Annotated in this window: 14 protein-coding genes; 7 read left to right on the top strand and 7 right to left on the bottom strand. The window is 60.5% G+C overall.

What is annotated here, in order from left to right; translation table 11 throughout:
• The first annotated feature begins 62 nt into the window (after positions 1-62).
• The gene (locus JO965_RS06410) at positions 63-590 is read left to right on the top strand and encodes a D-Ala-D-Ala carboxypeptidase family metallohydrolase (RefSeq protein ID WP_203442860.1); all 528 of its coding nucleotides are present in this window, start codon (positions 63-65) and stop codon (positions 588-590) included.
• Positions 568-1,503, top strand: coding sequence for an alpha/beta fold hydrolase (locus tag JO965_RS06405; protein ID WP_246776762.1), 936 nt, complete (start codon positions 568-570; stop codon positions 1,501-1,503). Before JO965_RS06410 ends, JO965_RS06405 begins: the two co-directional genes overlap by 23 nt.
• Before the next feature lie 53 nt (positions 1,504-1,556).
• On the opposite strand, the gene JO965_RS06400 is transcribed toward JO965_RS06405, so the two are convergent.
• From JO965_RS06400 to JO965_RS06380, 5 genes are all read right to left on the bottom strand, one after another.
• Positions 1,557-2,327: a LamB/YcsF family protein gene (locus tag JO965_RS06400; protein WP_203442859.1), complete on the bottom strand. Its 771-nt coding sequence runs from the start codon at positions 2,325-2,327 to the stop codon at positions 1,557-1,559.
• A 5-nt stretch (positions 2,328-2,332) separates the two neighbouring features.
• Positions 2,333-3,625 carry a nicotinate phosphoribosyltransferase gene (gene pncB, locus JO965_RS06395; protein ID WP_203442858.1) on the bottom strand — a complete coding sequence of 431 codons (1,293 nt, stop codon included), beginning with the start codon at positions 3,623-3,625 and terminating at the stop codon, positions 2,333-2,335.
• Between the two features lie 91 nt (positions 3,626-3,716).
• Complete coding sequence (locus JO965_RS06390) at positions 3,717-4,046, bottom strand: cytochrome c (protein ID WP_203442857.1); 330 nt, start codon at positions 4,044-4,046, stop codon at positions 3,717-3,719.
• 55 nt (positions 4,047-4,101) lie between these two features.
• Entirely contained in the window at positions 4,102-5,367 is a 1,266-nt protein-coding gene (locus tag JO965_RS06385) for a sorbosone dehydrogenase family protein (RefSeq protein WP_203442856.1), read from the bottom strand.
• 175 nt (positions 5,368-5,542) lie between these two features.
• Positions 5,543-6,046 (bottom strand): pyridoxamine 5'-phosphate oxidase family protein, encoded by a 504-nt coding sequence (locus JO965_RS06380; protein ID WP_203442855.1) that lies wholly within the window; start codon positions 6,044-6,046, stop codon positions 5,543-5,545.
• Between the two features lie 215 nt (positions 6,047-6,261).
• Here JO965_RS06380 and JO965_RS06375 point away from each other — a divergent pair, with 215 nt between their 5' ends.
• From JO965_RS06375 to JO965_RS06365, 3 genes are read left to right on the top strand one after another with little or no spacing between them, the layout of a single operon-like run.
• Complete coding sequence (locus tag JO965_RS06375; RefSeq protein WP_203442854.1) at positions 6,262-7,389, top strand: Mrp/NBP35 family ATP-binding protein; 1,128 nt, start codon at positions 6,262-6,264, stop codon at positions 7,387-7,389.
• Between the two features lie 11 nt (positions 7,390-7,400).
• Positions 7,401-8,027: a molybdenum cofactor guanylyltransferase MobA gene (gene mobA / locus JO965_RS06370; RefSeq protein WP_203442853.1), complete on the top strand. Its 627-nt coding sequence runs from the start codon at positions 7,401-7,403 to the stop codon at positions 8,025-8,027.
• On the top strand, positions 8,024-8,254 hold the full coding sequence (locus tag JO965_RS06365) for a sulfurtransferase TusA family protein (RefSeq protein ID WP_203442852.1): 231 nt from the start codon (positions 8,024-8,026) through the stop codon (positions 8,252-8,254). Before mobA ends, JO965_RS06365 begins: the two co-directional genes overlap by 4 nt.
• Positions 8,255-8,295: 41 nt before the next feature.
• Here JO965_RS06365 and JO965_RS06360 read toward each other — a convergent pair whose 3' ends face one another.
• Positions 8,296-8,472: a CsbD family protein gene (locus JO965_RS06360; protein WP_203442851.1), complete on the bottom strand. Its 177-nt coding sequence runs from the start codon at positions 8,470-8,472 to the stop codon at positions 8,296-8,298.
• Between the two features lie 446 nt (positions 8,473-8,918).
• Between JO965_RS06360 and JO965_RS06355 the strand changes: the two genes are divergently transcribed.
• Entirely contained in the window at positions 8,919-9,608 is a 690-nt protein-coding gene (locus JO965_RS06355) for a sensor histidine kinase KdpD (RefSeq protein ID WP_203442850.1), read from the top strand.
• An 18-nt stretch (positions 9,609-9,626) separates the two neighbouring features.
• Here JO965_RS06355 and JO965_RS06350 read toward each other — a convergent pair whose 3' ends face one another.
• Positions 9,627-10,880, bottom strand: coding sequence for a glycerate kinase (locus JO965_RS06350; RefSeq protein WP_203442849.1), 1,254 nt, complete (start codon positions 10,878-10,880; stop codon positions 9,627-9,629).
• Positions 10,881-11,042: 162 nt separating this feature from the next.
• Here JO965_RS06350 and JO965_RS06345 point away from each other — a divergent pair, with 162 nt between their 5' ends.
• Positions 11,043-11,843 (top strand): HAD-IIB family hydrolase, encoded by an 801-nt coding sequence (locus tag JO965_RS06345; RefSeq protein WP_203442848.1) that lies wholly within the window; start codon positions 11,043-11,045, stop codon positions 11,841-11,843.
• Positions 11,844-11,889 lie beyond the last annotated feature (46 nt).

The raw sequence follows: 11,889 nt of genomic DNA, 5'->3' as shown, positions 1-11,889 counted from the left end.
GTGCCGTTGGGAGGACCATTCGGCGGCAGTGACTTTGTGGGGGCTCAGAACGGGAGAACCCGATGAGCACTGATGCCCGAGTTCGCCATATGTCTATGATAGGTATGTTTCTATTGGGCCTCTCACCGGCTGCGCTCAAGGCCGGTGGAGATGGAGGGGTCATCCCTCCTACGCAATATGCCAGCTTGCCTTCCGGCGATCAGCTTAAGGATCCCGAAATCACCGGAAGCCTGCCGAGCGCCAAAACTCTCTCCGGCTTCGCCTCGTTGGTGTCGGAAGGAACGATCACCTTACGCGCGAGCGCTCCGACCAACTGCACCCCCGGGAATCTGCGCGACGTCGTGGCATCGGTCGCAGAGAAATTCGGACCCGTCAGCGTCGAGTCCACCCACCGGACCAGGGGACGCAACTGGCGTGCCGGCGGCGCTCGCCACTCCCTGCACCTCTCCTGCCGCGCCATCGACTTTCGCGTGCGCGCCCGCGCGCGGGGCATCATGGCCTATTTGCGGGCGCATCCCCAGGTCGGCGGTCTCAAGATCTATCGAAACGGCATCATCCATATCGACAATGGCGAGCGCCGTTCCTGGTGACGATCCACACCATCCCCGGTACAACATCAGGATGTTCGAGAATTTCACGCATCGCCAAATCGAAACCTCCGGCGCCGTCATCAACCTCCGCCATGGCGGAAGCGGACCGCCCGTCCTTCTGCTGCACGGGCATCCGCAGACTCATGTGATGTGGCACAAGGTGGCACCGAAGCTCGCCGAAACCTACACGGTGGTCTGCGCAGACCTGCGCGGCTACGGCGACAGTTCCAAGCCTCCAACGACAGAAGATCATGAACCCTATTCCAAGCGGGCCATGGCGCGCGATCAGGTCGAGGCGATGCAGGCTCTCGGCTTCGAGCGCTTCGCCGTCGTCGGGCATGACCGTGGCGGGCGCTGCGCCTATCGCATGGCGCTCGATCACCCGGAGCGGATCGTCTCGCTCTCAGTTCTCGACATCATTCCCACCGCAGAACATTTCCAGCGCACGGACATGGCCTTCGCCATGGGCTACTGGCACTGGTTCTTCCTCGCCCAACCGTATCCCATCCCCGAGCGTCTGATCGCGTCGGATCCGGACGTGTTTTATCTGCGTCGAGGCCGCTCGCTCTTCGATGAAGCGGCGCTTGCCGAATACCGCCGCTGTTACACCGATCCTGAGACGGTCCACGCGATGTGCGAGGATTACCGCGCCGGCGCCAGCATCGATATGCGCCTTGATGAAGATGACCAGAAGGCCAGCCGCCGCATCGCATGCCCTGTGCAGGCGCTCTGGGGCCGGAGGAACGGCCTCGACCGCTGGTACGACGTGCCGGCCGTGTGGCGCGACTGGGCCGACCATGTGGAAGGCTACAGCATCGATTGCGGACATTACCTTGCCGAGGAAGCGCCGGAGGAAACGCTGGCGGCTTTGGAGCCTTTCCTTGCCAAGGCTTTTGCGCGTGAGCGGGACTAAGCCCTCATCCTGAGGAGCAGACGCAATCTTCTCCTCAGGATGAGGTGAGAGCTTTATGAAGCAGCCTTTGCAAATGGCGCGATGGTGATGCCGTTCTCCTCCAGCTTCGCACGGACCGTGCGGGCCATGGCGACGGCGCTCGGTTCGTCGCCGTGCACGCAGATCGTGTCGAACTCGACGGGAATGCGCTTACCTGAGGTCGTCGTCACTGCCCTGTCCTGCACGGCGCGCAGCACGCGCTCGGCGGCAGCATCGGCATCGTGCAAGACGGAACCTGGCTTCTTGCGGCTCGTCAGCGTACCGTCATCCTCATAGGTGCGATCCGCAAAAAACTCGCGCGCCACCTTTACGCCAATTTGCTCGGACGCTTTTTCCATCAAAAGGCCGGGCATGCAGACATTGATGAGGCTTGCATCGACGCTCTTGATGGCACGTGCGATGGCTAGCGCGAGATCCATATCCTCGTTCGCCATGTTGTTGAGCGAACCATGCGCCTTCACGTAGGTGACCTTATGTCCGGCAAGAGACGCTACGGCCTGCATCGCGCCGATCTGGTAGGCGACCATGCGCTCGATTTCCGCCGGGGAGTCACCGCGAATGACACGGCGGCCGAAGCCGTGCAGATCGTTGAAGCCCGGGTGCGCGCCAATGGCGACGCCTTTGCGCTTCGCGATCTCCGCCGTGCGAAACATGATGGACGGGTCGCCCGCGTGATAGCCGCAGGCGATGTTGGCGGAGGAGACGATGTCGAGCATCGCCTCGTCGTCGCCCATCGGCCAGGGACCGAAGCCTTCACCCATATCGCAATTGAGATCGATCATCATGGTCGTCATACCAGAACAGGTTGGGCCGTTTGCTGCCCCACATGGAATATGCGCTTGTAGCGTTCGATTTCCACCTTCGGCCCCATAGCCTTCGTCGGATTGTCGGAAAGTTTCACCGTCGGTCGCCCATCGGCCGAGATGACCTTGCAGACAATCGAGATCGGGTCGAGCGCTCCATCCGGAGCAAGGCCACGGAAGTCGTTGGTCAGGAGCGTACCCCAGCCGTAACCGATGCGCATGCGGCCGCGAAAATGCTGGTGGATGCGCTCGATCACATCCACGTCGAGACCGTCGGAGAAAATCGCCAGCTTCTCCTTCGGGTTCTGCCCGCGCCGATGCCACCACTCGATGGCTTCCTCGCCACCTTCGATCGGATCCTTCGAATCCACGCGAATACCGGTCCACGACGCCACCCAATCGGGCGCGTTCTGCAGGAAGTTCGTGGTGCCGTAGGTATCGGGCAGAATGATCCGCAGATTGCCCTCGTAATCCTGCTGCCAGTCGGCCAGCACATGATATGGCGCCTTGGCCAGCTCCTCGTCGCTGTCGGTCAGCGCCGCATAGACCATGGGCAGTTCATGGGCATTCGTACCCACGGCCTCGACCTCACGGCGCATCGCGATGAGGCAGTTGGACGTGCCCAGGAAGGATGAACCTAAGCCCTCGATCATCGCCTGCACGCACCAGTCCTGCCAGAGGAAGCCATGACGTCGCCGCGTGCCGAAATCGGAGATGGACAGGTCGGGCAGCTGCTTGAGCCGCTGGATCTTCTCCCAGACCCGTGTCATGGCGCGGGCATAGAGCACTTGAAGCTCGAACTTCGCCATGCCCTTGAGCACGCCGCGCGAACGTAACTCGTTGAGAATCGCGAGCGCTGGGATCTCCCACATGGTGGTTTCGATCCAGGGACCGTGGAAGGTCAGCACATACTGGCCACCCTCTTTCTCGAGCAGATATTCCGGGAAGCGGAAGGTCTCGAGCCAGTCCATGAATTCCGGCGAGAACATCTGCCGCTTGCCGTAGAAGGTATTGCCGCGCAGCCAGGTGGACTCGCCCCGCGTCAGCGACAGGCTGCGCACATGGTCAAGCTGCTCGCGCAATTCGCCGGCATCGATGATGTCCGCCAAGCGGATGCGGGTGGTGCGGTTGTGAATGCCGAACGTGACCTGCACGTCCCGGTGGCGGCGAAAGATCGTCTGCGCCATCAGGAGCTTGTAGAAATCCGTATCCAGAACGGACCGGACGATCGGATCGATCTTCCAGGTATGGTTGTAGACCCGGGTTGCGATGTCCGCCATCGCCTGCTCCTTGCCACTCAAAGGAGGCGAGACAATAGCGAAGGGGCGTCCGGGATGAAAGAGTGCCGGCTACAAGACTTTCATAGGCCTTTCAGGGCGGCAGGACATCAACCTGGATCGAGGCGTAGTAAGCCGACACATCGGCGATATCCTCGTCGGACAGCTCCTTCGCAACTATGTTCATGGCGTCGTTCTTGCGCTCGCCCGAACGGTAGGCCTGTAAGCTCCTGGTGAGGTAACTTTCGATCTGCCCAGCCAGATTGGGCGATTCCGGGTTCTTCGAAAGACCATCGAGCCCGTGACAGGCCTGACACGTGGTGATCTTCTGGCGCCCTGCCCTGGCATCTCCGGCATAGGTTGGATCGGAAGCAAAGCCGCCCAGGACCAGCCCCGTCAGGGCGAGGATATGGATCATCTTCATAATTGACTTTCCCGAGAGGACGGGCGTGCCTTGCGGCACGCCCGTCGGACGGTGCTTAGCGGCCTTCGTAGGAGATGCGATAGATCGCACCAGCCGTATCGTCCGATACGAGCAGAGAGCCGTCAGGCAGCATGGCGACATCGACCGGGCGTCCGAGATATTCCCCGTTTTCCGTGAGCCATCCTTCCGCGAAAACCTGCGTCTTGTCCGCCGTGCCGTCCGGCTTGACTGGGGTGAACATGACCCGCGCACCGACCGGCTTGGTGCGGTTCCAGGAGCCGTGCTGCGCCGAGAAGATGCCGCCCTGATAGGTCTGTGGGAACATCTTGCCGGTGTAGAACATCATGCCGAGATCGGCCGCATGCGGATCCATTTCAGCCTGAGGTCCGACAACGCCCGCCGGAACCGGATCGTCCTTGTACTCGACCGTGCGGACGGTGCCGCCGCCGTAATAGGGAAAGCCGAAATTCTGCCCCATATTGGCGATGCGGTTAATCTCCCCTGGAGGCTGATCATCGCCCATGCCGTCGACCTGGTTGTCGGTGAACCACAGCGACTTGTCGGCCGGGTTGAAATCCATGCCGACGGAGTTGCGAATGCCGGTCGCATAGACCTCGCGATTCTTGCCGTCCTGATCCATGCGGACGATGCCGGCAATGCCGGTCCGCTTGTAGAGATCCAGCTTGTCTTTCGGTGGCACGTTGAAGGGTTGGCCAAGCGCGATGTAGAGCTTGTTGTCGGCTCCGATCCGACACACGCGGGCCGTATGGTTGTAACTCTCCTCCGTCGGCGGAATGAGATCGCCCTGCTTGGCTACGACGAAAGCCGCGACGTCCGGCCCTTCATAGAAGAACTCGGCGGCCGGGAACTGCAGCACCCGATTCTGCTCCGCCACGTAGAGAACGCCGTCACGTGAGAAGCAGACGCCATTCGGGATCTTGAACGAAACCGATGGCGCGAACTGCTTGACCTCATCGGCGATCCGATCCTTGTCACGGTCCGTGACGGCATAGACATTGCTCTTGCGGGTACCGACAAAGACCACACCGGCATTAGGACCGACGGCCATGTGGCGAGCATCAGGCACGATCGCATAGAGATCGATCTTGAAGCCGGCCGGAAGTTGAATCCCCTCGAGGTTCTTCCGGATGGCATCGGCACGGCGCCCTTCCTGTGCGATGGGCCGCGGCTCGGCGGTTCCGGTGCTTTGGAATGATGAGAGCTTTTCCAGATTGCCGGTTGGCGTCTGGGTTGCAGGCTGAGCGAAACTCGAGGACGCAAGAGCAACAATCGAAACTGCGGCAAGCAGGACGGACTTCATTGTTTCCTCCCTAAGACTGCCCCCGATAGATTGTTGTTATGAATGCCGAACGGTTTTTCCCGAACTATTTTTATCTCTCGAACATACTCAAGCTTGTGACGTAAAGGTAGATGAAATTGAGCCAAAGAAAAGGGGCCGCGTACGGCCCCGAAATATTTCGCGCTGCAGCGAAAATTCAGCTCAGATTGACCTTTGACTGATCGCCGGGATTAGGCTGCTGGCCGGTGATGGCGGCTTTCGCGTAGCCGTAGAGATGCACCAGCGTCGAGGACGGGCTATCCCAGTATTCGCCCTTGGCTGGATGAACGCGGATCAGGGCGATTTGCGGATCGTCCACACCTTTCGGAAACCACGCACGCAGAGGCTCCGACCACTTTTCCTCGACCGTCGCCTTGTCACGCACGATCTCTGCCCTTCCGGTCACCGACACATAGGTCTGGCTGCTCGGATCCGAATAGGCCAGGTTGACCTCGTTGTCGCGGGAGAGTTCGGCCGTTTTGGGTGACTGGATCTGGGTGAAGAACCAGAGGTCCCCATGCTCATCCGCCTCGTGGTTGTGCATGGGCCTGCTGTGAAGAGTCCCGTCCGTATCGACGGTAGTCATCATGGCGATCTTCACGTCCTTGATCAGCTCATAGAGTTTCCCGGCATTCGGATCGTTATGGCCGTGTTGATGCATCCTTGTCTCCTCATTCATTTTGCTAGGCTCTCGGGAATGATCTGCGAAGGCAGTAGCTCGGCCGGTCGAACCGGCACCCGAGGGATCGGGTGAACAACGGACAGGGTGCAGTTTTGTTCGGGATATTGCTTCTGACTCGCCGGAACGTCTTAACGTGCAGGCTCTTGCTCTATACATGAGAGGCGGAAACCTCGGAGCCATCAGGAGACTACATCGTGGCAATTACCCGTGAGCACGTGCTGCAGGCTCTGTCGACCGTTCCGGTCGATGCAAGCGGAACCAACCTCGTCGCCTCCGGGCGCCTGTCGGACGTGGTGGTGGACAATGCCGGCCGGGTCATGTTCTCGATCACCATTGAACCGTCCGAAGCCGCAAGCATGGAACAGGTGCGCCAGGCCGCCGTCGCGGCAGTACAGGGCCTGCCGGCAGTGAAGGGCGTCTTTGCCAGCCTCACCGCCGACCGGCCTGCCGGCTCCGGGGCATCCGCCCCCTCCCCGGCCACGCCTCAGCGGGCCCGGGCAGCGGCCCAGCCCAAGAACCAGCGCATTCCCGGCGTGCAGCATGTCATCGCTGTCGCATCCGGAAAAGGCGGCGTCGGCAAGTCGACCACCGCCGCCAACCTGGCCCTCGGGCTGAAAGCGTTGGGACTGAAGGTCGGCCTGCTCGATGCGGACATCTACGGCCCGTCCATGCCGAAGCTTCTCGGCATTCACGGCAAGCCGCGCGTGCTCGAGAACCGCGTTCTGGAGCCCATGGAAGCCTACGGCATCAAGGTCATGTCCATCGGCTTCCTTGTGGAAGAGGAAGCCGCGATGATCTGGCGCGGACCGATGGTGATGTCGGCGATCACTCAGATGCTGCGCGAGGTGGCCTGGGGCGATCTCGACGTGCTCGTGGTCGACATGCCGCCCGGCACGGGCGATGCGCAACTCACTATGGCGCAGGCCACACCGCTCGCCGGCGCCGTGATCGTGTCGACGCCGCAGGATCTCGCTCTCATCGATGCGCGACGCGGCGTCTCCATGTTCAAGCGGGTGGAGATTCCGATCCTCGGCATCGTCGAGAACATGGCGACGTTCATCTGCCCGCATTGCGGCCAGAGCTCCCACATCTTCGGACATGGCGGCGCGCGTGAGGAGGCCAAGCGCCTCGAGGTCCCCTTCCTCGGCGAAGTCCCGCTCAACATGACGATCCGCGAATTGTCGGATGCCGGTCGGCCGGTCGTGGTCGCCGATCCGGAAGGGCCGCATGCCAGGATCTATAAGGATATGGCGCAGCAGGTGTGGACATCGCTTTCAGGTGGTACGGCGGCAAGGCCGGCACCGCGCATCGTGATCGAGTGAGCAGCCTCGGCATGATGATGCCTCCTACCCTCGGCGTCATTCTCGCAGGTGGTCTTTCGCGGCGCATGGGCGGAGGCGACAAGCCTCTGCTCGTCCTTGAGGGGCTCACGCTTCTCGAGCATGTGGCGCAGCGTCTCGCTCCGCAATGCGATAGCATCATCGTCAACGCGAACAGCGATCTCTTCCGCTTCGAGAATATGCGCTTCCCCGTCGTGCCGGATTCGATGGCTGGTTATCCGGGACCGTTGGCCGGTATCCTGACAGCTCTCGAATGGAGCGCCGCACATCGCCCCAATGTCGAATGGGTCGTGAGCGCTCCGGGAGATACGCCATTCATCCCACAGGATCTGGTGCGGCGACTGCATGAAGCACGCCATGAATCCGACCGGCCTCTTGCCTGTGCGGCATCGGGCTCGCAGGTTCATTTCGCTATCGGCCTCTGGCCTGTGTCTCTGCGGCACGATCTACATCAGGCGCTCCTGGACGACGGCATCCGCAGTGTGAGGGAGTGGACGAGACTCCATGGATATGCCGAAGCCTCCTGGCCCATCGAGCCGGTCGATCCTTTCTTCAACATCAACACGCCGGACGATCTAGCCACGGCGAATGTTTTGGCGCAGCGGGAACGAATGCGATGACAGAACTCGATCTATCCGGCCTGAAGTGCCCGCTGCCGGTTTTGCGCACGCGAAAAGCCCTGCTCTCCCTGTCTCCTGGCGAAAGACTGCGTGTCATCTGCACGGATCCGCTGGCGGGCATCGACGTTCCCAATCTGATCCGCGAAACAGGCGATGTTCTTGAAGAGCAAAAACAGGAAACTTCAAGAATAAGCTTCCTGATCCGCAAGGCGGACAATCCCATGTGAAAAGGCCCGGCTCACGCCGGGCCCTTTTTCGTGCGCCACAATCAAGGATTCTTGCGGAGAGAATCCTTGATATCGCCGATGGCGTTCTGGATCTTACCCTCAGTCTTCTCCATCTTGCCTTCCGCTTCTATCTTCGAGTCGCCCAGGGCCTTGCCAAGGCCTTCCTTGAGGCGGCCCTTCATGTTCTTCATGCTGCCTTCGGCGCGATCGTTATCCATGACGTTTCTCCTGAAGTCGATATCCAGACAGGGCAACGTCATCCAAGACGGTTAGTTTCAAACAAACCGCAGCCCGTAAAACAAAATAGTCGGCTCTGAATAACCTGATTATTCAACAAATCGACTTTATAATAATATTTAATGCGACAATTTATTATATTATACTTTATTAATAATAAAATATTCTTAATATAATATTATATGTATTTCATTTTTCGACAAAACAACAACCTTCTACACTAAATTATGATTCCGCCCGTCCACTAACGAGGGGGATGGACAACGGCTTTGGGTGCACTAATTCGGATCAATCCAGACTTTAAACGTTATAAAGTTATATAGGTATCGCGTCCGTGCCCGCAGCCACTCGACGTCCTCCCCGACCATCATTGAGGCCTCCCCGCCGTGCGACCCGTCGTACAACGGGGAGGAACTCGGCTCACCCATTGGATCGTGTCGCCCTCCTGGCGCATCAACTGAGAACGCCTCTCTCCACAATCAATGCCTTGGCCCAAGGCTTGATCAGGCGAGCCGATCGACTGGGCACCAACGATATTCGGGCGAAAGCCGAGAAGATCTGGCGGGCCAGTCTGCGCCTCGACGAGCTGATCGAAACGATCCTGTCCTATACAAGGGCCACGGCCGGCGGAATCGTACTCAACCCAAGCGAGTTCAACCCGGATGAACTCGTCCGCCGGGTCTGCAGGGAACAAGGCGGGCAGGAACCCAACCGCCCCTTCCAGATCCAGATTCGCGGATTGCCGGAGATCGTAATCGGCGACCCGATCCTGCTGGAACAGGCCCTCGTCATTATTCTCTCGAATGCCATGAAATATTCCCGGACGGACCAGCCGATCGATGTCACCGCCCGCAAGAGATCCGGCATGATCCGGATTATCGTCAACGACCAGGGAATCGGCATCCCGGAACGTGATCTGCCCTTCATCATGCAACCCTTCTTCCGCGGCCAGAACGCGAAGAAGCTGCCCGGCACCGGCTTAGGACTGAGCCTCGCCTGGTACATCCTCAAGCTCCATGGCGGAGACCTGGAAGTCGAGAGTCAGGAAGGGCATGGAACCAAGGTCACGATGATCGTACCGGAGACGAACACGACAGGGTTCAGCTATTCCATCTGAGCCGGCACTCCGCTTCGCTCAGGAGCGAATGAGAATACAGCGAAAGTCGTTCACGTTGGTCAGCGTCGGGCCCGTCACGACGAGCCTGTCGAGTTCGGCGAATGCCGTATAGGCATCGTTTCTATCGAGATGGGCCGTGAGATCGATGCCTTTCTCACGAGCGCTCTCGAACAGGCTACCGTCGAACCAAGCGCCCGCATTGTCCTCGGAACCATCGATGCCATCGGTATCGCAAGCGATAGCCGAGATCCTGTCTTCATCCTTTAAAGCAACGGCCAGAGACAACAGGAACTCGGCGTTTCGTCCGCCTCGCCCCTGTCCGCGCACCGTCACCGTCGTCTCGCCGCCGGAGAGCAGGACACACGGTGCTTTCACCGGTTCTCCATGCATCAGGGCGGAGCGCGCAATGCCGGCCATGACACGCCCGATCTCCCTCGCCTCTCCCTCGAGCGCATCGCCGAGCACGAGCGGCGTCAGCCCCAGCTCACGGGCTTTGGCGGCAGCGGCATCGAGCGCCATCTTGGGCGTCGACAGCATATGCACCGCGCCGCCGGCTACGGGCTCGGTGATGGCGTTGGAGCGGATGGTCTGCAGGACATGATTAGGCACATCGATGCCGTATTTGCGCAGGATGCCGAGTGCAACGTCCGGATCGACGCGCTCAGGGATCGTCGGGCCGGAGCCGATGCTGCCGGGATCGTCGCCCGGAACGTCCGAGATCAGATAGGTGACCAGCTGCGCCTTCCCGGCCGCCGCAGCAAGCCGCCCGCCCTTGATGGCGGAGAGCGACTTGCGCACCTGATTCATTTCTCCGATGGGAGCGCCCGATTTCAGGAGCGCCCGGTTCAGATCCTGCTTGTCGGCCAGCGTCACGCCTTTCGCGGGAAGTGACAGGAGGGCCGAGGCTCCGCCGGACATGAGACAAACGACGAGATCGTCGGGGCCGGCCTCCTGGGCCAGGGCCAGGATCCGCCCCGCTGCCTGCAACCCGGCCTCATCGGGAACCGGATGCGCGGCCTCGATGATCTCAATGGATTGCGTCGGCACCGCGTGCCCGTATCGCGTGACCACAAGGCCGTCGCAGGTTCCTCCCGCGCGAGCCCAGGCCTCCTCGAAGGCCGCCGCCATGCGGGCTGAGGCCTTGCCGGCGCCAAGGACGATCGTCCGCCCCTTCGGCTTGGGTGGCAGGCGGCCGTCGAATTGGCCATCCGGCAGAGCCGCCTTCAGAGCGGCATCGAACAGGGCGGTGAGGATTTCAGCATCGTTTGGCATGGCGTCACTTTACGTCAGAAATCCCAGGCGTGAAGCCCAGGACCACAGATTGCACACAGGGTGGCCTGCCCATGCATCGAAGGTCTTGGATCTCGGCACAGGATCATGCTTAAAGACAGACCATTAGCCGTCTCACGATTTTCCAATAGCCCAAGGATGACCATGAAGCCCCTAGCACAGATGCCGCTGGAAACGGCGCGCTCCATTCGTGTGGTGCTGACCGATATCGATGACACGATCACCACGGAAGGAATGCTGACGGCCGCTGCCTACGGCGCACTGGAAGAGCTGCATCGCGCGGGCTTCCTCGTCATTCCCGTGACCGGACGACCAGCAGGCTGGTGCGATCACATCGCCCGCATGTGGCCGGTCGATGCGGTGGTGGGAGAAAATGGCGCCTTCTATTTCCGCTATGATCGCGAGCGCAAGAAGATGCAGCAGCGTTTCTGGGCGAGCCCCGGGGAACTGGCACGGAACCGTGCCAAACTCGATGCCATTGAGGCGGACGTTCTGGCACGCGTGCCAGGTGCGGCGCTCGCCAGCGATCAGGCCTACCGCATGGCGGATCTCGCCATCGACTTCTGCGAGGATGTGCCTGCTCTGCCGGAATCGGAAGTGGACAGAATCGTTTCCATCTTCGAACGCGCGGGCGCGCAGGCCAAGGTTAGTTCCATTCACGTGAACGGCTGGTTCGGCGATTACAACAAGCTGAGCATGGCCAAGACCCTGCTCGCCGACGTGTTCGGCATGGACTGGGAAGAGGCGAAGAAGGTCGTGATCTATGCGGGCGACTCGCCGAATGACGAGCCGATGTTTGCAGCCTTTCCCCTGAGCGTCGGCGTCGCCAATATCCAGGCCTTCACACACCGCCTGACCAACAGACCGGCCTACATCGCGAATGGTCACTCTGGCGATGGCTTCGTGGAACTGGCCAATCTGCTGCTCAGAGCAAGAAGCGCATAGGAACGCAGTGAGATTCGGCAGCTTCCATCAACAAAAAAGCCCGGCA

It is taken from the genome of Microvirga sp. VF16, assembly GCF_016864375.1.
Taxonomy (GTDB): domain Bacteria; phylum Pseudomonadota; class Alphaproteobacteria; order Rhizobiales; family Beijerinckiaceae; genus Microvirga.
Note: the sequence above shows the minus strand (reverse complement) of the source record. Positions and strands in the feature narration are given on the sequence as shown.